Annotated in this window: 14 protein-coding genes; 8 read left to right on the top strand and 6 right to left on the bottom strand. The window is 61.0% G+C overall.

Annotated features, from left to right (window positions below):
• Nucleotides 1-147 precede the first annotated feature (147 nt).
• The 4 genes from CKW14_RS04845 to CKW14_RS04860 all read right to left on the bottom strand — a co-directional run bounded on the left by CKW14_RS04845 (nucleotide 148) and on the right by CKW14_RS04860 (nucleotide 6,216).
• On the bottom strand, nucleotides 148-864 hold the full coding sequence (locus CKW14_RS04845; protein ID WP_007913384.1) for an MgtC/SapB family protein: 717 nt from the start codon (nucleotides 862-864) through the stop codon (nucleotides 148-150).
• Between the two features lie 126 nt (nucleotides 865-990).
• Nucleotides 991-3,690 (bottom strand): magnesium-translocating P-type ATPase, encoded by a 2,700-nt coding sequence (mgtA, locus tag CKW14_RS04850; RefSeq protein WP_095047685.1) that lies wholly within the window; start codon nucleotides 3,688-3,690, stop codon nucleotides 991-993.
• A 577-nt stretch (nucleotides 3,691-4,267) separates the two neighbouring features.
• A complete protein-coding gene (locus CKW14_RS04855) occupies nucleotides 4,268-5,602 on the bottom strand; it encodes a lysine N(6)-hydroxylase/L-ornithine N(5)-oxygenase family protein (RefSeq protein ID WP_095124842.1) in 1,335 nt (444 codons plus the stop codon).
• 131 nt (nucleotides 5,603-5,733) lie between these two features.
• On the bottom strand, nucleotides 5,734-6,216 hold the full coding sequence (locus CKW14_RS04860) for a sigma-70 family RNA polymerase sigma factor (protein WP_042704912.1): 483 nt from the start codon (nucleotides 6,214-6,216) through the stop codon (nucleotides 5,734-5,736).
• A gap of 322 nt (nucleotides 6,217-6,538) precedes the next feature.
• On the opposite strand from CKW14_RS04860, the gene CKW14_RS04865 reads away from it, so the two are divergent.
• The 3 genes from CKW14_RS04865 to CKW14_RS04875 are packed head-to-tail and all read left to right on the top strand — an operon-like array spanning nucleotide 6,539 to nucleotide 11,078.
• Nucleotides 6,539-7,702 carry an efflux RND transporter periplasmic adaptor subunit gene (locus CKW14_RS04865; RefSeq protein WP_095047687.1) on the top strand — a complete coding sequence of 388 codons (1,164 nt, stop codon included), beginning with the start codon at nucleotides 6,539-6,541 and terminating at the stop codon, nucleotides 7,700-7,702.
• Nucleotides 7,703-9,676 (top strand): MacB family efflux pump subunit, encoded by a 1,974-nt coding sequence (locus tag CKW14_RS04870; RefSeq protein WP_095124843.1) that lies wholly within the window; start codon nucleotides 7,703-7,705, stop codon nucleotides 9,674-9,676. It begins immediately after the preceding gene.
• Between the two features lie 7 nt (nucleotides 9,677-9,683).
• Nucleotides 9,684-11,078, top strand: coding sequence for an efflux transporter outer membrane subunit (locus CKW14_RS04875; protein WP_095124845.1), 1,395 nt, complete (start codon nucleotides 9,684-9,686; stop codon nucleotides 11,076-11,078).
• 160 nt (nucleotides 11,079-11,238) lie between these two features.
• On the opposite strand, the gene CKW14_RS04880 is transcribed toward CKW14_RS04875, so the two are convergent.
• Nucleotides 11,239-12,864, bottom strand: coding sequence for a PvdJ/PvdD/PvdP-like protein (locus CKW14_RS04880; protein WP_095124847.1), 1,626 nt, complete (start codon nucleotides 12,862-12,864; stop codon nucleotides 11,239-11,241).
• Between the two features lie 207 nt (nucleotides 12,865-13,071).
• Here CKW14_RS04880 and pvdM point away from each other — a divergent pair, with 207 nt between their 5' ends.
• The 5 genes from pvdM (at nucleotide 13,072) to CKW14_RS04905 (ending at nucleotide 21,004) form a co-directional block, all read left to right on the top strand.
• On the top strand, nucleotides 13,072-14,442 hold the full coding sequence (gene pvdM, locus CKW14_RS04885) for a pyoverdine-tailoring dipeptidase-like protein PvdM (RefSeq protein WP_093431958.1): 1,371 nt from the start codon (nucleotides 13,072-13,074) through the stop codon (nucleotides 14,440-14,442).
• On the top strand, nucleotides 14,439-15,725 hold the full coding sequence (locus CKW14_RS04890; protein WP_095124849.1) for an aminotransferase class V-fold PLP-dependent enzyme: 1,287 nt from the start codon (nucleotides 14,439-14,441) through the stop codon (nucleotides 15,723-15,725). Before pvdM ends, CKW14_RS04890 begins: the two co-directional genes overlap by 4 nt.
• A gap of 37 nt (nucleotides 15,726-15,762) precedes the next feature.
• Nucleotides 15,763-16,650 carry a formylglycine-generating enzyme family protein gene (locus CKW14_RS04895; RefSeq protein WP_095047692.1) on the top strand — a complete coding sequence of 296 codons (888 nt, stop codon included), beginning with the start codon at nucleotides 15,763-15,765 and terminating at the stop codon, nucleotides 16,648-16,650.
• Between the two features lie 109 nt (nucleotides 16,651-16,759).
• Entirely contained in the window at nucleotides 16,760-18,409 is a 1,650-nt protein-coding gene (locus CKW14_RS04900; RefSeq protein WP_095047693.1) for a cyclic peptide export ABC transporter, read from the top strand.
• Between the two features lie 114 nt (nucleotides 18,410-18,523).
• On the top strand, nucleotides 18,524-21,004 hold the full coding sequence (locus CKW14_RS04905; RefSeq protein ID WP_176471252.1) for a TonB-dependent receptor: 2,481 nt from the start codon (nucleotides 18,524-18,526) through the stop codon (nucleotides 21,002-21,004).
• Between the two features lie 1,363 nt (nucleotides 21,005-22,367).
• Here the strand turns inward: CKW14_RS04905 and CKW14_RS04910 are convergent.
• Nucleotides 22,368-23,324 (bottom strand): alpha/beta hydrolase, encoded by a 957-nt coding sequence (locus CKW14_RS04910; protein ID WP_095124850.1) that lies wholly within the window; start codon nucleotides 23,322-23,324, stop codon nucleotides 22,368-22,370.
• Nucleotides 23,325-23,377: the final 53 nt, after the last annotated feature.

Below are 23,377 nucleotides of genomic sequence, written 5' to 3' on the forward strand. Positions count from 1 at the left end.
GTATTCATTGCACTTCCGTAATAACGCATCGAGTCATCAGGACGCCGGGCATCTCTGCTCCGGAACAAATAGTGATCGAGACCCAAGGGTGAAAATGTAGGTTCTTTCTTGCCGCCTTGTAGGACAATTCTCAGCAACCGAAAACGATCATTCCGTGGTACTCGGACTCCAGAACGCCTGCACCACCAGCGCCGATGTGGAAATCCGCGCCACCAGCGCATCCAGTTCATCGCCATCGACCGACGTTGTCGCCAGCGTCGCTTCGATTTCGATTTCATCGGCGCCGAAGGCATGCACATCAACATCGCTGGCCGGGTAGTTGCTGCGTTCAAGCTCGGCCTCAAGCAAGGCGAACACGGCGGTTTGCTGGGAGCGTCGGGCGATGACGTAGACGATGTTGGTGACTTCCGCCGAGACCACGTCCAGTGGCTGGCGGTTGATGTTGTTGACGATCGGCCGCAGCAAGGTGTTGGCGGCCAGAATGAATAGCGTGCCGAGTACGGCTTCGGCGAGCAGATCGGCCCCGGCACAGGCACCGACCGCCGCGGAGGTCCACAGGGTCGCGGCGGTATTGAGACCGCGCACGTTGCCCTCTTCGCGCATGATCACCCCGGCGCCGAGAAAGCCGATGCCGGAGACCACGTAAGCAACCACGCGCACCGCACCTTCGGCGCCAGCGAGACGGTTGGCCATGTCGACGAAAATCGCTGCGCCGACGGCGACCAGCACGTTGGTGCGCAGGCCGGCGGTGCGTTGCCGGTACTGACGTTCGAAACCGATCAGGCCACCGAGGATGAAGGCGGCACTGAGGCTGACGAGGGTGTCGAGCAGCGAATCGAGGTTGAGGTTGTTGATGGCTTGCATAGTCTTGTCCTTGAAACACATAACCTTTGTAGGAGTGAGCCTGCTCGCGATAGCGGTGTGTCAGTCATTGCAATGTTGACTGACCGATTGCTATCGCGAGCAGGCTCACTCCTACAGGGGGCAGCATTACTGCCAGCCGAACCGGCGGATGTAGAACCCTTTCACTGCCTGGGTCAGCGCCATGTACGCCAGCAGAATCACCGGCAGGAACACGAAGTACAGCGATGGCAACGCCTGCAGTTTGAAGTAATGCGCCAGCGGCCCCATCGGCAGGAAGATGCCGACCGCCATGATGATCCCGGTCATGACCAGCAGCGGCATGGCCGCGCGGCTTTGCAGGAACGGAATCTTCGGCGTGCGGATCATGTGCACGATCAGCGTCTGGGTCAGCAACCCGACCACGAACCAGCCGGACTGAAACAGGGTCTGGTGATCCGGGGTGTTGGCATCGAATACGTACCACATCAAGGCGAACGTGGTGATGTCAAAGATCGAACTGATCGGGCCGAAGAACAGCATGAAGCGCCCGACGTCACCCGGCTGCCAGCGTTGTGGTTTTTTCAGCATGTCCTCATCGACGTTATCGAATGGAATGGCGATCTGCGAAATGTCGTAGAGCAGGTTCTGCACCAGCAGATGCATCGGCAGCATCGGCAGGAACGGAATGAACGCACTGGCGACCAGCACCGAGAACACATTGCCGAAGTTGGAGCTGGCGGTCATCTTGATGTACTTGAGCATGTTGGCGAAGGTGCGCCGCCCTTCGAGTACGCCCTCCTCCAGCACCATCAGGCTCTTTTCCAGGAGGATGATGTCGGCGGCTTCCTTGGCGATGTCCACCGCACTGTCCACGGATATACCGATGTCGGCGGTGCGCAGGGCTGGAGCGTCGTTGATGCCGTCACCCATGAAGCCGACCACATGGCCGTTGCCTTTGAGGATGCGCACGATGCGCTCCTTGTGCGACGGCGTCAGTTTGGCGAAGACGTTGGTGGTCTCTACGGCAACCGCCAGTTCGGCATCGCTCATGCGTTCAACGTCGTTACCCAGTAGCAAACCCTGCTGAGCCAGACCGACTTCGCGGCAGATTTTCGCGGTCACCAGTTCGTTGTCGCCGGTCAGCACTTTTACCGCCACGCCATGTTCGGCCAAGGCCTTGAGCGCCGGCGCGGTGCTTTCCTTCGGGGGATCGAGGAACGCCACATAGCCGATCAGCGTCAGTTCCTGTTCATCGGCCAGGCTATAAATCTCGCGACCTTCAGGCATCGAGCGGGCGGCCACCGCCACCACGCGCAAGCCTTCAGCGTTGAATGCTGCGGTGACCTGACGAATCCGGGTCAGCAATTCATCGCTCAAGGCTTCATCGACCTCACCGTGACGCACGCGGCTGCACACCGCCAAGACTTCTTCCACGGCACCTTTGCAAATCAACTGATGTGGCTGGCCACGTCCTTCGACCACCACCGACATACGCCGACGATTGAAGTCGAACGGGATCTCGTCGACCTTGCGAAACGCCGTGCCGACTTTCAGTTCACGGTGGATTTCCACGTGTTCCAGCACCGCGACATCGAGCAGGTTTTTCAGGCCGGTCTGGTAGTAGCTGTTCAGGTAAGCCATTTCCAGCACGTCATCGGAGTCTTCGCCCCAGACATCGACATTGCGCGCGAGGAAGATCTTGTCCTGGGTCAGCGTGCCGGTCTTGTCGGTGCACAGCACGTCCATGGCGCCGAAGTTCTGGATCGCATCGAGACGTTTGACGATGACTTTTTTACGCGACAGGAACACCGCGCCTTTGGCCAGCGTCGAGGTGACGATCATCGGCAGCATTTCCGGGGTCAGGCCGACGGCAATCGACAGCGCGAACAGCAATGCTTCGGTCCAGTCACCCTTGGTGAAACCGTTGATGAACAGCACCAGCGGCGCCATCACGAACATGAAACGGATCAACAGCCAGCTGACTTTATTCACGCCTTGCTGGAACGAAGTCACCGCGCGATCGGTTGCGCCGACACGCTGGGCCAGCGCACCGAAATAGGTGCTGTTGCCCGTGGTGAGAATCACCGCCACCGCCGTGCCGGAGACAACGTTGGTGCCCATGAACAGGATGTTGTCCAGCTCCAGAGGATTGCGCGTGTCGCGATCAGCCTGACGCGGAAACTTCTCCACCGGCATCGATTCGCCGGTCATCGCCGCTTGGCTGACGAACAGATCCTTGGCGCTAAGCACGCGGCAATCGGCAGGAATCATGTCACCGGCCGAGAGGACGATCAGATCGCCCGGCACCAATTGCTTGATCGGCAATTCGCTGCGTGGGGCGTCACGGCGCATCACCGTGGCGGTGTTGCTGACCATGGCTTTCAGCGCGTCGGCAGCCTGGTTGGATTTGCTTTCCTGCCAGAAGCGCAGCAACGTCGACAGCACCACCATGGAGAAAATCACCACGGCGGCCTTGAGGTCTTCGGTCAGCCACGAGATCACCGCCAACAACGTCAGCAGCAAGTTGAACGGGTTTTTGTAGCAGTGCCACAGGTGAATCCACCATGGCAGCGGTTGTTCGTGTTCGACTTCGTTGAGACCGTATTGCGCACGCAGCGCATCGACTTCGAAATCGGTGAGGCCATCGGAGTGCGTGCCCAATGACGAGAGCAACACACCGCTGTCGCAATGCGCGGCATCGACCAGGGTGTTGGCCAAAGTCGGCGGGACTTCACGGCTGACCGTGGTGTCGTTGATCGATTCCAGCAGCGCCAGACGACGGAAGTGCCGGGCGATGTGGCGGGTCCGCAGAAAACCTGCGAAGAATTCCTTGAGCGTAAGTTTCATGGCTGTTGCCCCTATGGTCAGCCGGGAAACCGTCAAGCAGGTACGGCCGCGCCTCGTCCACCGGAAAAACCGGCACGGCAAGGCCTGGCGCGCCGGTCAGAAACGACAGGCGTGTCGATAGGGCTGCGATCACGACTGTGTAGTCGAAATCACGCTCTGTTCAGCGTCGATGAGAAGGAACGTCCAGACATGGCCCAGGACGGGTCATGCACGGGATGCCGCTGCTCGCTGTTACGGCGAGACAACGGCAGAGAAAGGCTGCGCGTTATCTTGCCGAGAATCTGCCGGTTACCGAGACCGGCCGACAACTGTCACTCGAACAAGTACCCACTGTGGGTCTCCGCTATTGATGAAAACGCGCGAAGCTTACGCCCCGATGTCTGGAGAGTAAACCCGCAAAAGGCAGTGTGTCGGGGAATGTGGGGGATGTTCAGGAAGGGTTCAGGATGATCGTTCCCACGCTCTGCGTGGGAATGCAGCCCGGGACGCTCCGCGTCCCTATCGAAGGCCGAACGCGGAGCGTCCGTTGAGGCATTCCCACGCAGAGCGTGGGAATGATCTGGCCTGGAAATCGGCGTTAGCTGGCAGTTGCCAACAACAAATCCGCCATCGACCGATGCCCACGGTTCTTGCCGTGTTCATACAACGAACCTGCAATCTCGTCCGCACGAATCGGCAGCACCGACAGCAACGTGTCGCTCAGACCATGGCTGGCCTGGCAGAAGCCCTGCATGTAGATGCCGGCCTGGCAGCGTTCGTCGGTGATCAGTTTGTAATTGCGATCGACCTCGAAATCGCCCAGGTATTCTTCCAGCGGCGCCAGCAGTTTGCGGTGCATCTGCCGCTCGTAACCGGTGGCCAGGACCACCGCGTCGTAATTGCGTACAGTGACTTCGCCGGTGGCGTTGTTGCGCACGGCCAGTTCGATACCGTTTTCGGTGGCGCTGGCTTTCTCGACGGTGGTCAGGGTACGGAACGCGTGGCGGGCAACACCCGAGACTTTCTGCCGATAGAAGATGCCGTAGATGCGCTCGATCAGGTCGATGTCGACCACCGAATAGTTGGTGTTGTGGTACTCGTTGACCAGACGCTCACGCTCGACGCTGTTCTGCTGGAACACCAGATCAGTGAACTCCGGCGAGAACACTTCGTTGACGAACGGGCTGTCGTCAGCAGGCTTCAAGGCTGAGCCGCGCAGGATCATGTCGACCTGCACCGACGGGAACGAATCGTTCAGATCGATAAAGGCCTCCGCCGCGCTCTGCCCGCCGCCGATGATCGCGATGCTCATTGGCTGATTGTTCACGCACGGCTGCCTGGCCATTTGCGAGAGGTATTGCGAGTGGTGGAACACGCGGCTATCGCCCTTCAGCGCTTTGAACGCCTCCGGAATACGCGGTGTGCCACCGGCGCTGACCACCACCGAACGGGTGGTGCGTACATGTTGCAGGCCCTGGCTATCGCGGGAAATTACCCGCAGCGCTTCAACCTGGTGGTTGTGCAGCACTGGCTCGATGGTCAGCACTTCTTCGCCGTAACGGCTCTGCTCGGTGAACTGCCCGGCGACCCAGCGCAGGTAGTCGTTGTACTCCATGCGGCACGGATAGAAGGTGCCGAGGTTGATAAAGTCGACCAGACGACCGTGATACTTGAGGTAATTGACGAACGAGTACGGGCTGGTCGGATTGCGCAGGGTCACCAGATCCTTGAGGAAGGAAATCTGCAACTCGCTCTGCGTCGACAAGGTGTTGCCGTGCCAGCTGTAGTTGGCCTGTTTGTCGAGGAACAGCACATCCAGCTCGCCCTGGGTCGGGCCGCGCTCTTGCAGAGCGATGGCCAGTGCCAGGTTCGAAGGGCCGAAACCGACGCCGATCAGGTCGTGAACGATGGGCGATGCAATTGCCTGTGTCATTTCCAGTGTCCTCTGGATGAACCCCTCAACGCGGGGATAAAGCCTGGGTGGCCTGACCGGCCTGAATCAGGTCAGCAGGTCGTCTGTTGAGTAGGAACGAGGACGATGAACGGAAATTTAACCAGCAAGGATCAATGGGCGTCCCATTGTTTGATGCGCAAGCGGCAATGTTTCATGGCGTTGACGATGTGCTTTTCCACCAACGCCTTGGAAATCCCTAGATGCTCGGCAATTTCCGGATGGGACAGACCTTCGATCTTGCGCAGCAGAAAACTTTCCCGGCAGCGCGGCGGCAACTCGGCCAACGCGCGCTGGAGCATCTCCAGACGTTGACCGTGGTCGAGGGTGCCGTGGGGCGACGGGGTGAAATAGCGCTCTTCGCTGTCCAGTACATCGAGCGATTCGACCTGGCGCAAGGCGTTGCGCCGATGATCATCGATAACCAGGTTCAATGCCGTGCGATAAAGGAAGGCCCGCGGTTGTTCGATCGGTGTGTCGCTGGAACGCTCCAGTACCCGTACATAAGCGTCATGCACCACATCTTCGGCCACCTGACGGTTGCCCAGCTTGGCGTTAAGGAAACACACCAGCTCGCGATAGTAGTTTTCCAACATGACTCCCGACCGCATCGATGCAGTTCCTGTCCTTGAGCACACTGATCCAGCCGCCGCAAACGCAGTAGCAAGATAGTGGCAACGTGAGGTGCGTAATTTATAGTAATTCTCATATAGATTTAAAGAGTTGTTTCCACATCCGCCCCAAATAGTCGCGTCTGGCTACCTGTTACTTGATGTGTACGGCGCTTAAATTCCCTTGTGCATTCATCGTTTACAGGACAGCTCCCCGTATCTGTCGTGCCATGCGACAGCGTTCAGCGCCCCTGCACGCCTGTGTACTGGCCGAATGACGGGCCGATTCCACTGGCCGGAACCCTGCATGAAACGTCCCCGCCCCGCCCGACGCGCCCTGTTCGCCGCCCTTTGCCTGATTCCCGTGATCGCCGTTGCCGCGTGGCAAGTCCTGCCGCCCGGGCGCGACGCCCTCGCCACGGTGCAGGTGACGCGTAGCAGTATCGAAAACAGCGTGACCGCACTGGGTACGTTGCAGCCACGTCGTTATGTGGACGTCGGTGCGCAGGCATCCGGGCAGATCCAGAAGATTCATGTCGAGGCTGGCGACACGGTCAAGGAAGGCCAGTTACTGGTAGAGATCGACCCCTCCACGCAAAAGGCCAAACTGGATGCCGGGCGGTTTTCCATCGAAAACCTCAAGGCACAGTTGCAGGAGCAACGCGCCCAGCACGACCTCGCGCAACAGAAATACCAGCGCCAGCAGAAACTCGCCGCCGGTGGCGCCACCCGTGAGGAAGACGTGCAGACCGCCCGCGCCGAAGTCCGCGCCACGCAGGCACGCATCGACATGTTCCAGGCGCAGATCCGCCAGGCTCAAGCCAGCCTGCGCAGTGATGAAGCGGAGCTCGGCTACACGCGTATTTATGCGCCGATGAGCGGCACCGTCGTCGCCGTCGGCGCCCGCGAAGGCCAGACGCTCAACGCGCAGCAGCAAACCCCGCTGATTCTGCGCATCGCCCGGCTTTCGCCGATGACCGTGTGGGCCGAGGTTTCCGAAGCGGACATCGGCCACGTCAAACCCGGCATGACCGCCTACTTCACCACGCTCAGCGGCGGCAGTAGGCGCTGGAGCAGCACCGTCCGGCAAATTCTGCCGGTGCCGCCGCGCCCGCTCGAACAGAATCAGGGTGGCAGCCCCACCAGCGGGCGCAGCGGCAGCGAACGCGTGGTGCTCTACACCGTATTGCTCGACGTCGACAACGCCGACAACAGCCTGATGACCGACATGACTGCGCAGGTGTTCTTTGTGGCGCAACAGGCGCAAGACACCCTCACCGTGCCCAGCGCCGCCCTGCAACCCGGCTCACGCCCACAATGGCAACGGGCGCAGATCGTCGCCGCCAATGGCGAAATCCAGCCCCGCGAAGTGCGCACCGGCATCAGCGACCGCTTGCGCACCCAAGTGCTTGAAGGCCTGGCCGAAGGCGATCACATTCTCAGCGCGCCGGCCACCGGCAGCGGAGGCTGAATGCAAACGCCACTGATTGACCTGCGGCAGATCCGCAAATCCTATGGCGGCAATGACAGCCCGCTGGTGGAAGTATTACGCGGCATTGATCTGTCGATTCATGCCGGTGAGTTCGTCGCCATCGTCGGGGCGTCCGGCTCCGGCAAGTCGACATTAATGAATATCCTCGGCTGCCTCGACCGCCCTACCAGCGGCGAATATCGCTTCGCCGGGGAAGACGTCGCCCGACTCGACACTGACGAACTGGCCTGGCTGCGCCGCGAAGCGTTTGGTTTTGTATTCCAGGGTTATCACCTGATTCCGTCCGGTTCTGCCCAGGAAAACGTCGAGATGCCGGCCATCTACGCTGGCACCCCGGCCGCCGAACGCCACGCGCGCGCCAGCGCCTTGCTGGAGCGGCTCGGCCTGGGCAGCCGCACCGGCAACCGTCCGCATCAGCTTTCCGGCGGTCAGCAACAGCGGGTGTCGATTGCCCGGGCGTTGATGAACGGCGGCCACATTATCCTCGCCGACGAACCCACCGGCGCCCTCGACAGCCACAGCGGCGCCGAGGTCATGACCCTGCTCGATGAGCTCGCCAGTCAGGGCCATGTGGTGATTCTCATCACCCACGACCGCGAAGTCGCACAACGAGCCAAGCGCATCATTGAAATTCGTGACGGGCTGATCATCAGCGACACCGCCGAACACCCGTCAGCCCCACCGCGCAGCGCCAACCCCGGCGCCCTGCAAGCGGTGGATCTGCGCCAGCGCCTGAGCAGCGGCAGCACCCAGACCGGCGCCTGGAAAGCTGAACTGGTCGACGCCGTGCAAGCGGCGTGGCGGGTCATGTGGATCAATCGTTTTCGCACCGCGCTGACCCTGCTCGGGATCGTCATCGGCGTGGCATCGGTGGTGGTGATGCTCGCGGTGGGCGAAGGCAGCAAACGCCAGGTGATGGCGCAAATGGGCGCCTTCGGCTCCAACATCATCTACCTCAGCGGCGCCGCACCCAATCCGCGCACACCACCGGGCATCATCACCCTCGACGACGTCGCCGAGCTGGCTGCCCTGCCCCAGGTCGAGCGGATCATGCCGGTCAACGGCTCGACCGCTGGCGTGCGTTTCGGCAATGCCGACCACAGCAGTTACGTCGGTGGCAACGACACCAATTTCCCGAGCATCTTCAACTGGCCGGTGGTTCAGGGCAGTTACTTCAGCCAGGCCGATGAAGACAGCGCCGCCGCCGTGGCGGTGATCGGCACCAAGGTGCGCGACAAGCTGCTCAAGGATGTCGCCGATCCGATCGGCCAATACATCCTGATCGAAAACGTGCCGTTTCAGGTGCTCGGTGTTCTGGCGGAAAAGGGCTCGAGCTCCGGCGATTCCGACAGCGACAACCGCATCGCCGTGCCCTACTCGGCGGCCAGCACGCGCCTGTTCGGCAGCCGTAATCCGGAATACGTGGTGATCGCCGCCAAGGACGCACGCAAAGTCAAAGACGCCGAGCAGGCGATCGAACAGGCGATGCTGCGGCGACACAATGGCAAGAAGGATTTCGAACTGACCAACAACGCCGCAATGATTCAAGCCGAAGCACGCACGCAGGGCACGCTGTCGCTGATGCTCGGCGCCATCGCCGCGATCTCGTTGCTGGTCGGCGGTATCGGGGTGATGAACATCATGCTCATGACCGTGCGCGAACGCACCCGGGAAATCGGTATCCGCATGGCCACGGGCGCGCGTCAGCGCGACATCCTGCGCCAGTTTCTCACCGAAGCGGTGATGCTTTCGGTGGTTGGCGGCCTGGCCGGTATCAGCCTGGCGATGCTGGTCGGCGGCGTGCTGTTGTTCAGCGGCGTGGCGATCGCGTTTCAATGGCTGGCCGTCATCGGTGCGTTCGCCTGCGCGCTGGCCACCGGCGTCCTCTTCGGCTTCATGCCTGCCCGCAAGGCTGCCCGGCTCGACCCGGTCACGGCCCTTACCAGTGAATGATCGACCTATGAAAGCGCCACTGACAATTCTTGCCGCCAGCCTGTTGCTGGCGGCCTGCAACAGCCCTGCGCCACGCCCCGACAGCGGCGTGCTGCCACCGGCCGCGTGGCAATCACCTGAGCAGCCTGGTGCCGTGCAGAGCAACCGCCAATGGTGGACCCAGTTCGGCAGCCCCGAGCTGGATCGACTGGTCGAACAGGCGCGACTGGGCAGCCATGACCTCGGCGCCGCTGTTGCGCGGGTCAGGCAAGCCCAGGCCAGCGCGACGATTGCCGGCGCCCCGCTGCTCCCGGAAATCAAGGCCGGTCTCAATGCCAACCGGCAGAAACTGTTGCACGGCAAAGGCTACAGCCAACTCGACGTCAGCCCGGATAATCGCTCGCTGGATTACTACGACGCCGAGCTGAGCGCCAGTTACGAAATAGACTTCTGGGGCGGTAAACGCGCGGTGCGCGACAGCGCCGTGTTCGGTGTACAGGCCAGCGAATTCGACCGTGCCACCGTCGAACTGACCCTGCAAAGCGGCGTCGCCAACAGTTACACGCAGGCCTTGGCATTGCGCGAACAGGCACGCATTGCCGAGCTCAATCTGGCCAACGCGCAGAACGTCCTGCACTTGGTGCAAACCCGCTTCGACGCCGGCAGCGCCACCGCACTGGAACTGGCCCAGCAAAAAAGCCTGGTAGCGGAACAGCAGCGCAAATTGCCACTGGTGCAGCAACAGGCCCGCGAAGCCTTGATCACCCTCGCCGCCCTGCTCGGCCAACCGGTGCAGGCATTGTCGGCACCGCAACAGTCATTCGAACAGTTGCAATGGCCGAACATCGCCAGTGGTGTGCCCAGCGATCTGCTGAGCCGGCGTCCGGACATCGCCAGCGCCGAAGCCAAACTGGCGGCGGCCCAGGCTGACGTCAGCGTGGCCCGCGCCGCCATGCTGCCGAAAATCACCCTGACCGCCAGCCTCGGCACTGGCGCCGATTTGGCGGCGGATCTGCTGCGCACCACGTTCTACAACCTGTCTTCCGGATTGACCGCGCCGATCTTCAACAACGGCCGCCTGAGCGCCGAGCGCGACAAGGCCAACGCGCGTCAGGACGAACTGCTGGAAACCTATCGAGGGGCGATCATCAATGGCTTCGCTGACGTGGAAAAAGCCCTGAGCAGCATTCGCGGCCTCGACGAACAGCGCCAGTGGCAAAGCGAAGAACTGAGCCAGGCGCAGACCGCGTTCGACATTGCCCAGAGCCGCTACCAGGCCGGTGCCGAAGACTTGCTGACGGTGCTGCAAACCCAGCGCACCTTGTATGCGGCGCAGGATATGAATGTGCAATTGCGCTTGTCGCGACTGCAGGCGAGCATTGCCCTGTACAAGGCGCTGGGCGGGGGCTGGCAGGTTATCTGAGCGAAAATTATCGACTGGACTGACGCCTTCGCGAGCAGGCTCGCTCCCACATTGGATCTGCGTCGTTTACAAAGCCCCCCTGCTCGCGAAGGCGCTAGGTCAGGCAACCAAGATCCCTAGGCAAAAAAAATCGCAGCACCGGGCTGCGATTTTTTTGCGCTCAGAGTTGCCGCCCTTTCACTTTCAGATGCCGCGCGTACCACGGTCGCTGCGGCACTTTGCGGAACAGGTCGGCCATGTTGTCTTCATCGCCAAAGGTGATGCGCAACGCCAGCTTCATCGTCTCAGGATCCATCTCCACCGAGCGCCCGATCTGCAACCCCGGCACGGTGCTGCAGCCATGGGTGTCCGGCCCCAGCCACGGGTCATCGACCTCAACCCAGCGACCCGGCGCAAACCACGGCACACCGTTGACTTCCAGCCGGCTGACTTCGCCCGGATGAAAACGCTCGTGGGCGCGGAACCAGTCCTCGATGCGATCATCGATCCAGCCGTGGAAACGCCAGAACACCGGGTTCACGTGCGAGGAAAACGGGTCGCCGAGAAAGTCGTTTTCCGGCGCATACCAGCGCGCGGCAAAATCTGCCTGATCGCGCGCCATCGGCACCGGAATGTCGTTGGACGGATCCCGCGCCACCGACGCCCAGCGCATGTGCAGCCAGTCGTGCAGACCCAATTCGACTTCCGAACCGAACTGGCCGAGGCTGAGTTTCGCCAGGTAGCGCGGGTCGCGGTACTGCGATTCCCACACCTGGAAATTACTGTGATAGGTCTCGGCCGCTTTGATATCGCTGACCCACTTGGTGTACTCGTCGTCACCTTCAGTCAGCCACGTCGGTGGTAGTGCATCGCCGTCGTGATTGTCGAAGTAACGGGCGAAGCCCTGGCGGTCACGCTCCAGTTCCGGCTGCGGCATCGGGAAGGCCTGCCATGACGGCAAATCCTGCATCGAACGGGCCTTGCCGAGCATGTGTCGGTGCATGAAGAAAAAATCGATACCAGAGCCGTTACGATCCTTGCTGGGCCCACGGGCATCGCGCTCCTTGTCACGGGGGCCGGGTTGCCAGCCAATACCGCGCAGGGCGTCGCGTTTTTTCTCCGAGAGCTTGTGCCACTTGTCGCGGCTGGCGTGCCAGAGCTGGTGGAACAGGCGATGTTCCGGCGCCACCAGCCACGCCAACAGCGTCGGGTTCAAACCGGTGCGTTCGCGGGCCTCGGGAAAACGTCGCTTGATGGCGATGAAATGATTGTCCAGTTCAGGCAGCGCCAACGGCCGATCGAGGCGCAACACTTGCCCGGTGAACGTGCCGCTGCCGGCATTACCGAACGCCGCCCAGACTTCGTCGAGTTTGACTTTGAATTCGTAGACCGGCGGCGCTTGCGACGCATCGGTGCGCATCAGCCGCCAGTACATTTCGGCGCCGTTGCCCGGCGCCAGATCGCCGATCACTTGGTAACGCGCAGGCGCTTCTGAGCGCAGGTTGGCACCGGTATCGAGAAACCCGCGCAAACCGCGCCCCCGGTGGGCAATGTCGAGAAACAACTCGAGGCCGTCGCGTGGCAAGCCATCAAGCCCGGCCGCAGATCCGCTGAAACGGATATCCCAGACGCCGCGCAGGTTGTCCGCCAACTGCTGTCCGGCGGTATCGGCCAGATCGACCGTAGCCTCGCCCGGGGTGATCGGAAACTCCTCGCGGGTCAGCTCACGATGTGCATAAAAAGCGGCAGGCAGCGCGGCGCCCGTGAGTGCCATGCCCGCCATGAACCAGCGTCGAGAGATCGTCATTGCCCTACCTGTGTCAGCCATGAAGCAGGCTTTATCCAAGCTAGAACGTTTGCTCGCCGGGGAAATTTACGGCCCCGGCAAAAGATCGCTACGCGCCGTCAGCGCTTTTCCTGCGCGCGACTAAATTACCCGCCCGGCCACTCGTTCCTCCCAGATAGCAAAGGCCCCTGCGCCTGCACCTCGACGGCGAACCTGAATGAGATGGCAATGACAAAACCGCGTTCGAAAAAGGCTCTATTTATCGGCCTGCCGCTGGCCTTGGCGATCAGCGCCGGCGCAGGGTTTCTGGCCTGGGATTACTGGTTTCGGGACAACCCTGGCTACCCGGTAAAGGTGATGAAACAGGCGACCGAGTTGCAGGATCGCATTCTCTCCTTCGACAGCCACATCACCGTACCGCTGAGTTTCGGCGCCCACGGCAACGAAGCCGACAAGGACGGCTCCGGCCAGTTCGACCTGATCAAGGCCAACCGCGGGCGCTTGTCGGGCGCTGCGCTGACGGTGTTCGGCTGGCCGGAAATGTGGAACGGCCCTAACGCCCCGCATCGCCCCACCGAAGGTTTTGTCGAAGAGGCCCGCAACCAACAGGAAGTCCGTTACAAGATCATCACCGGCATGGTCCGCGACTTCCCCAATCAGGTCGGCATCGCCTACACCCCGGATGATTTCCGCCGCCTGCATGGCGAAGGCAAGTTTGCGATTTTCATCAGCATGCTCAACGCCTACCCGCTGGGCAACGACCTGAGCAAACTGGACCTGTGGGCCGGACGCGGCATGCGCATGTTCGGCTTCAGCTACATCGGCAACAACAGCTGGGCGGACTCCTCGCGGCCGCTGCCGTTCTTCAATGACTCGCCGGACGCCCTCGACGGTCTCTCCGATATCGGCAAGCAAGCAGTGCAGCGTTTGAACGATCTGGGCGTGATCATCGACGTTTCGCAGATGTCGACCAAAGGCCTGGAACAGGTTGCACAGCTGAGCCGCACACCGTTGGTGGCCTCACACTCGGCGCCGCGTGCGGCGGTGGATATTCCGCGCAACCTCAGCGACAAGGAATTGCAGCTGATCAAGAACAGCGGCGGCGTGGTTCAGGTGGTCGGCTTCTCGCAGTACCTCAAACCGCTGACTCAGGGCACGCAGGACAAACTCAATGCCCTGCGCGCACGCTTCGATCTGCCGCCACTGCCAAACCTGGCCATGGCGCTGATGCCGGGCGACCCGATCATCACGGCCTGGTCGGAACAGAAACTCGGCCAGTACGCCAGCGGCCTCTACGGCATCCTTGAAGAAGAGCCGAAAGCCACCCTCAAGGATCTCGGTGACGCCATCGATTACACCGTGCGCAAAATCGGTATCGACCATGTCGGCATCTCGTCCGACTTCAACGACGGCGGCGGCATCAAGGGTTGGGAAAACGTTGGCGAAATCCGCAACGTCACCGCCGAATTGATACAGCGCGGCTACTCCGAAGCGGACATCGCCAAGCTGTGGGGCGGCAACTTTATGCGCGTCTGGGATCAGGTACAGAAATCCGCGAAACCGGCACTGATTTCCCGTCAGGACACTGCCAAGCCATGACTGACCGCCGGACCTTTCTGAAACAGGTCGGTATGATGGCGGCCACTCTGCCGTTCGGCGCCAGCCTCACAGCGCCGGCAATGGCCGCGACCGCGCCCGTGGCCTCCGTGAACAAATGGACGCAATTGCGCCAGCTGTTCGATCAGGACCCGCAGGCGATTCACTTCGCTAACTTCCTGATCACCTCGCACCCCAAACCCGTGCGCGAAGCCATCGAACGCCATCGCGCCACGCTCGACCGCAATCCGGGACTGGCGATGGATTGGGATCAGGGCAGCAACGAACAATTGCAGCACAACGTGCGGGTCTGGGCCGGCCAATACCTGCAAGCCAAGCCCGGCCAGATCGCCCTCACCGGTAGCACCACCGAAGGTCTGGCGATGATTTATGGCAGCGTGCAAGTGCGCGCGGATCAGGAAATCCTCACCACCGAGCACGAGCACTATTCCACCCGCAACATTCTCGATTTCCGCAGCCGCCGCGATGGCACCCGGGTGCGCAAACTCAGGCTGTTCGACAACCCGCAAAGCATTTCCCTGGATCAGGTGCTCGACACGATCAACCGCAACATTCGCCCTGAGACCCGCGTACTCGGCATGACCTGGGTGCATTCGGGCAGCGGTGTGAAATTGCCGATCAGCGCTATCTCGCGGCTGGTCGATGAACACAACCGTCAACGCGACGACAAGGATCGGCTGATTTACGTGGTCGACGGCGTGCACGGTTTCGGTGTCGACGACCTGAGTTTCCCGCAGATGAACTGCGACTTCTTTATCGCCGGCACCCACAAGTGGATGTTCGGTCCGCGCGGCACCGGCATCGTGTGCAGCCGCAGCGAAGAGCTGAAATACGTCAGCCCGAGTGTGCCGACATTCTCCGAAGCCACTTCTTTCGCCACGATCATGACCCCGGGCGGTTACCACGCTTTCGAGCATCGCTGGGCGGTGGACGAAGCGTTCAAGTTGCACCTGCAACTGGGCAAGGCTGACGTTCAGGCGCGCATTCATCAGCTCAACAGCTACCTGAAGCAGCGTCTGCAAGAACAGTCGAACATCGAGCTGGTGACTCCGCTCGATCCGCAGTTTTCTGCCGGTTTCACTTTCTTCCGGGCCAAGGGTCAGGACAGCGATGAAGTAGCCGCCTACCTGATGCAAAACCGGGTGATCTGCGATGCGGTCAGCCGCGATGTCGGCCCGGTGATTCGCACCGCGCCGGGCCTGCTCAACAACGAAGCCGAAGTGGACCGCTTCATGGCCCTGCTCGGTAAAAAACGCCGCGCCTGATCCCTCGACTCCAGTTTCCTTTTCACAGAGACGACTCATGAAAAAGCCCCATGCCTGTTTCACCTTCAAGGCCTTGCCCGCGCTGGCCCTGACCGCGCTGTGCGCCGGCCTGTTGCCCGGCGCAGCTCAAGCGGCGACAGTGCCGGCGCCAGGCAAAGTGTTCAAGGACTGCAAGGACTGCCCGGAAATGGTCGTGCTGCCAACCGGCACCTTCACCATGGGCACCCCGGACGACGAAGTCGGCCGCGAACCGGACGAAGGCCCGCGCCACGCAGTGACCTTCAGCAAACCCTTCGCCATCAGCCGCTTCCAGGTGCTGGTCGGCGAGTGGGACGCGTACGTGCGCGAAACCGGCAACAAGCCTTACGACTTCGATGATCGCCCGGGCCGCCGCTGCACCGCCGGCAAACCGGAATTCAAACAGACCGCCCGCGACCCGGCCGTGTGCATGAACGTCGCCGAAGCCCAGGGCTACATCGATTGGTTGTCGAAAAAAACCGGTCATGCCTATCGCTTGCAAAGCGAATCGATCCGCGAGTACGCCGCACGCGGCGGCAGCACCGGGCCCTTCCCTTTCCCGTTCGATGAAGGCAACAACTACCAGATCTCCAAACACGCCAACACCTATGGCGCCGCCGACGGTTACAACTTCACCTCCCCTGCCGGGACGTTCCCGGCCAATGCCTTCGGCGTTTACGACGCTCACGGCAACGTCTACGAATGGACCGCCGACTGCTATCACAAGGATTACTCCGGCGTACCCAACGACGGTCGCCCATGGACCCAGGAAAACTGCGAGCGTCAGGTCATGCGCGGCAACGATTGGGGCGAGGCGCCGGTGTTCTCGCGCTCCGGCAACCGCAACAGCAGCTGGCCGACCAGCAAAGGCGACTGGCTCGGGTTTCGCGTAGTGCGCGACCTCTGATCCTGCCCATCCCGACCGCAGCCCCGCCTGCGGTCGTTTAAAGAAAGTCCGTGACCATTCGTTTTCCTTAAGTACCGGCACTCCCTCCGCACCGAAGCAGGAATCCTCCATGACCAAGCCTACGCGTGGGGCGATCAACGAATTGTTCGCCTTGCTCAAGCCCTTCCGCCTGATCGTCTCTGTGTCCATCGTGCTCGGCATGATCGGCGGCCTGAGCGTCACCGTGCTGCTGGCGACCATCAACAATGCCCTGCACTCCGACGACGGCCTGACCCGCACCGTGGTAATGATCTTCGCTGGCCTCTGTGCGTTGGCCTTATTGACGACGATTTTGTCCGACATCGGCACCAACTACGTCGGCCAGCACATCATCGCCAAATTGCGCAAAGAGCTGGGGGAGAAAGTCCTGTCGGCGCCGATCGACCAGATCGAACGTTACCGCAGCCATCGCTTGATCCCGGTGCTGACCCACGACGTCGACACCATCAGCGACTTCGCCTTCGCCTTCGCCCCGCTGGCGATTTCCATGACCGTTACCCTCGGCTGCCTCGGCTATCTGGCGCTGCTGTCCTGGCCGATGTTCCTGATGATGTTGGTGGCGATTGCGATCGGTACGACCATTCAGGCGATTGCCCGGGCCAAGGGCATGCGCGGTTTCTACGCTGCACGCGATTCCGAAGATGAACTGCAAAAGCATTACAACGCGATTGCCGAGGGTGCTAAGGAACTGCGCATTCATCGCCCGCGTCGCCAGCGCATGTTTGTCGCCGGGATTCAAAAAACCGCCGAGAAGATCTGCGACACCCAGATCAAATCCATCAACACCTTCGTCATCGCCAAGTCCTTCGGTTCGATGCTGTTCTTCGTGGTCATCGGCATGGCCCTGGCCCTGCAATCCTTCTGGCCCAGCGGCGACAAAGCAGTGATGAGCGGCTTCGTCCTGGTGCTGCTGTACATGAAGGGGCCGCTGGAGCACCTGGTCAGCACCTTGCCGATCATCAGCCGTGCGCAGATTGCCTTCCGCCGCATCGCCGAACTGAGCGAGCAATTCTCCTCGCCCGAACCGCATCTGCTGCTGGAGGATCAGGGCAAGAAACCCGGTGCGGTCAACAGCCTGGAACTGCACAACGTGCGTTACGCCTTCCCACCCGTGGAAGGCAGCGAACCGTTCCGTCTGGGGCCGGTCAACCTGCGCATCGAACAGGGCGACATCGTGTTTATCGTCGGTGAAAACGGCTGCGGCAAAACCACGCTGATCAAACTGCTGCTGGGCTTGTACGCGCCAACCGAAGGCGAAATCCGCGTCAACGATCAGCCGATCACCGCGCTTAATCGCGATGACTACCGGCAGAATTTCACGACGATTTTTGCCGACTACTACCTGTTCGACGATCTGATTCAGGGCGACCGCGAAGTCCCGCAGGACGCGACCCGCTACCTCGAACGTCTGGAGATCGCGCACAAGGTCAGCGTGCGCGACGGCGCGTTCAGCACCACCGATTTGTCCACCGGCCAGCGCAAGCGCCTGGCCCTGGTCAATGCCTGGCTCGAAGAGCGGCCGGTGCTGGTGTTCGATGAATGGGCGGCCGATCAGGACCCGACCTTCCGGCGAATTTTCTACACCGAGTTGCTGCCTGACCTCAAACGTCTGGGCAAGACCATCATCGTCATTTCCCACGATGACCGTTACTTCGACGTCGCCGATCAACTGGTGCGCATGGAGGCCGGCAAGGTCAAGAGCGAACTGCAAACCGCTTGATCGACGAGGCCGCGGCCGGGCCGGAAAAATAATTTTCCGGTTTGCCGCGGCTTCCTCGTCTTAATGAGATGAATAAGAACCATTAACAACTATACCTGCCAAGGTCTTAACCTCATGTCCGCATCCCGTTTCATGCTTCGCCCTCTGACTCGAGCCCTGCTGATGCACGGCGCGACACGCACTCGACTGGCCGGCACCGGCCTTGGTCTGGCACTGACATTCACGGCAGCGCCGTATGTTCAGGCCCAGGAATGGACCCTGAACATCCCGTCGCAGCCACTGGCCCAGGCACTGCAAACCCTTGGCCAGCAGACCAGCCTGCAAATCATCTACAGTCCGGAAAGCCTGCAAGGTTTGCGTTCGACCGCGCTCAACGGCCGCTACCAGGACGACGAGTCACTCAAGGCGATGCTTAACGGCACCGGCATCCGCTACCAGCGTGACGGCAACACCGTGACCGTGCTCGGCCCGGCCACCGGCAGCGCGATGGAACTGGCCCCGACCAACGTCAACGCCAGCCGCCTCGGTGCCACCACCGAGGGCAGCAACTCCTACACCACCGGCGGCGTGACCATTGGCAAGGGCGTGCACTCGCTGAAGGAAACCCCGCAGTCGGTCACGGTGATGACCCGCAAGATGCTCGATGACCAGAACCTCAACACCATCGAACAGGTGATGGAGAAGACCCCGGGCATTACCGTGTATGACTCGCCCATGGGCGGCAAGTATTTCTACTCCCGCGGCTTCCGTATGACTGGCCAGTACCAGTACGACGGCGTGCCGCTGGATATCGGCAGCAGCTACGTGCAGGCCGACAGCTTCAACAGCGACATGGCCATTTATGACCGCGTGGAAGTTCTGCGTGGCGCAGCCGGCATGATGAAAGGCGCAGGCGGCACCGCCGGTGGCGTCAACTTCGTACGCAAACGCGGCCAGGACACTGCGCACACGCAGCTCTCGCTGTCGGCAGGCACCTGGGACAACTATCGTGGCCAGGTCGATACCGGCGGCCCGCTGAACGATTCCGGCACCATCCGTGGTCGCGCCGTGGTCACCGAACAGACCCGTCAATATTTCTATGACGTGGCCAGCCGCAAAGACCAGATCTACTACGGCGCCCTGGACTTCGACCTCAGCCCCGACACCACCCTGGGTCTGGGTTTCGCCTGGGAAGACGTCGACGCTACGCCATGCTGGGGCGGCCTGCCGCGTTACGCCGACGGATCCGACCTGCACCTCAAGCGCTCCACCTGCCTGAACACCGCGTGGAACAACCAGCGCAGCAAACGCGCCACCTACTTCGCCGACCTGAAACACCAGTTCAACGACGACTGGTCGCTGAAAGTCGCCGGGGTGTATTCGCGCAACACCCAGGACATGGAATACGCCTTCCCGAGCGGTGCAGTGCCGGTCGGTGCCACGGCTTCGAATACGCTGATGCTGGGTAGCATTTACGACTACGACCAGCGCGACTACGGCTTCGATGCCTATGTCGACGGCAAATTCGACGCCTTCGGCCAGCAACATGAACTGACCATCGGCGCCAACGCCAGCCGTTCGCACAAGGATGACTTCTACGCCGTCGCCGCGCTGCCACAACGGCAGAACGTGCTCGACCCGAACCACCACATCCCGCAACCGGACGAAAGCTACTACCTGGCCAACGCTTCCCGTGGCGGCCCGGTGGACATGCACATCAAGCAATACGGCGCCTACTCGATCGCCCGCCTGAAACTGGCTGATCCGCTGACCCTGGTACTGGGCAGCCGTGTCAGCTGGTACAAGTCCGACACCGATTCGGTGCAGTACTTCCGTGGCGAAGGCACCCAGGTCGACACCAAGTCCACGGAAACCGGCCAGGTCACGCCGTTCGCCGGTGTGCTGTTCGACCTCAACGACAACCTGACCGCCTACGCCAGCTACACCGACATCTTCACCCCGCAAGGCGCTTACAAGACCATCGATGGCAGCACCCTCAAGCCATTGGTTGGCCAGAGCTACGAGCTGGGGATCAAGGGTGAGTGGTTCGACGGTCGTCTGAACAGCTCCTTCAACCTGTTCCGCACCATTCAGAAAGATGCCGCCCAGGATGACCCGCGTTGCGAAGACAGTTCTTGCTCGATCAACTCCGGCAAGGTTCGCGCGCAGGGCTTCGAAGCGGAAGTCAGCGGTGAGGTGATTGATCGCCTGCAATTGCTCGCCGGTTACACCTACACCCAGACCAAAGTGCTGGAAGATGCCGACGCCACGCAGGATGGCGTGGTCTACAACTCCTACGTGCCGCGCCATTTGCTGCGTGTCTGGGGTGACTACAGCCTGAGCGGGCCGCTGGATCGCGTGACGATCGGTGCGGGTGTCAACGCGCAGACGGGCAACTACCGGACTTCGCCTTTGGGCGGTGACAACATTGATGGCGCCGGTTATGCGGTCTGGAACGGTCGCATTGGCTACCGTATCGATGACACCTGGTCGGTGGCGCTTAACGGGAACAACCTGTTTGACAAGCGTTACTACTCGACCATTGGTACCGAAGGGTTCGGTAACTTCTATGGTGATCCGCGTAACTTCGTGATGTCGGTCAAGGCTGATTTCTGATTGGGTGTGATGTGAGAGAGCCCCGCTTTGGCGGGGCTTTTTTTCGCCTGTTGGTCTTGGCGGCCTTCGGGCCGACCATGCTCTTTGGGTTTTGGGGGCATATCCGTTGCTGCGGGTGTTGCCGCTGGCGGTTTCGCTCTTACAGCGAGTTACCTTTTCCAAACGCCGAAAAGGTAACCCAAAAGGCTTTGCCCCGGCGTACGGCACTTCGCTGAGGCTCAGTGTTCCCTCGCTACGGTGTCCATCCGGGGGCATCGCCTACGGTTTGCTGCGCTGCACCTCCTATCGATGTATGCGGCTACGCCGCACGGCGCTGCGCGCCTAACCCCCGGATGAACACCTCCGCTCGGCCTGCCGATGGGGCAAAAGATCAAAAGCCGAAGCCAGATCAAAAGCCAGATCAAAAGCCCCTCACCCTAGCCCTCCCGGAGGGAGAGGGGACTGATTGAGGTGTTTGGGAGAGCTACGCCGACGTGCGATACCGCGCTGAGCTCAGGCTCTGAAAAGCAAACAAATCAGCCCCTCGCCCTCCAAGAAAAAGAGAGGACTGATTGAGGTGTTTGGGCGAGCTACGCCGACATGCAATACCGCGCTGAACTCAGGCTCCAAAAAGCAAACAAATCAGCCCCCTCACCCTCCAAGAAAAAGAGTGGGCCGATCGAGGTGTTTGGGCGAGCTACGCCGACATGCGATACCGCGCTGAACTCAGGCTCTAAAAAGCAAACAAATCAGCCCCCTCACCCTCCAAGAAAAAGAGTGGGCCGATCGAGGTGTTTGGGCGAGCTACGCCGACTTGCGATACCGCGTTGAACTCAGATTCTGAAAGGCTCACAAATCAGCCCCCTATCCCTGAAGGAGAGAGGACTGATCGAGATGATTGAGCGAGCTACGCCGAGGTGCGATGACGCGTTGAACTCAGATTTTGAAAAGCCCAAAAATCGGCCCCCTCTCCCTCCGGGAGAGGGCTGGGGTGAGGGGCAGCTCCAACACCAATCCAAAGCCGAGCACGCTGTTGCTCCTCACCACTCAACAGGATGAGCGTTAGCTCGGCTGCCGCTCTTGATCTGTAAGGCGACGTCGGAAGGCTGAGTGGAGGGATTGATCCGGGCGTGGGAGCGCAGCGACCGTTTGGCGCAGCCAAACACAGCGAGAGGAGGTGCAGCGAAGCAAACCGGAGACGCTGCGCCCGGATCGATCCCGCAGCGAAGGAACCCCGAGCCCCAGCGAGCGGGCCGCACGTAGGAGCAAGCGTTTTTGGTTACTTTTTAGGCGTTTGTAAAAAGTGACCCGCCGTAAGGGCGGAACCCTAAGCCGCCATTACCGCAGCAACGGATATTCACCCAAAAACCACCCCCCCCAAAAATCAAACCAACACCCCCGCCAACGCCCGGCTCAGGCGTTCATGCACCCGCAAAACATCAGGCATCACCGAAGCCATCCGCAGCAAATCATGCGTCAGCCCAGGACAATGCTCAACCTCAACACTCACCCCCTGCCCCCGCAACTTATCAGCGTAAGCCTGCCCCTCATCAAACAACGGATCAAAACCCGCCAACAACACAATCGCCGGCGCCACCCCCTGCAGATCCTCCGCCAACAACGGCGAAAAACGCCAGTCCAGATAATCTTGCGGACTGCGGGCGTAATGCTGATAAAACCAGTCAAGCGTATCGCTCTCCAACAAATACCCCTCGCTAAACAACAACCGCGAATCGTGCACACGCGAAGCATCGGTCACCGGATAGCACAACAACTGCGCCTTGGGTGCGATGGCCACAGTATGCGGTTGCACCACGGCCTGAATCGCCAGCACCGTAGCCAACGTCGCGCCGGCACTATCGCCACCAAACGCCACGCGCGAGGTATCAAGCCCAAGACTTACGGCGTTTTCCGCTAACCACGACAAAGCGTCTTCGCCATCCTCCAATGCCGTTGGAAAACGATGCTCCGGGGCCAGTCGATAGCCCACCGACAACACCGCACACGGCGTGCGCTGACAAAACTCGCGGCACACACCGTCGTGAGAGTCGAGGCTGCCGACAACAAAACCACCACCATGGAAATACACCAGCAGCGGCATCGGCGAGACCGCAGCATTGGGGCGATACAGACGCAATGCCAACGGCGCACCATCACGTGCCGACGTGTCGATTGCGCTGACCAACAGGTCTTCAGGCGCCGGCCAGCGCAGTTGCGCAGTGGTCTGTTCGAAAGTCGCGCGGGCTTCGTTCGGGGTCATTTGGTGCATGGCCGGCAGGCCGGCGTCCTGGCTGTCTTGGGCCAGATCGAGGAAGGCTTCCAGATCAGGGTGTAACGACATCGCTTAAATCCTTGTATCGGCAAAAAAGGGGCGCGCCGCGGCAGCGCCCCCGA

This window comes from Pseudomonas sp. Irchel s3a12 (genome assembly GCF_900187485.1).
GTDB classification, from domain to species: Bacteria; Pseudomonadota; Gammaproteobacteria; order Pseudomonadales; family Pseudomonadaceae; genus Aquipseudomonas; species Aquipseudomonas neuropathica.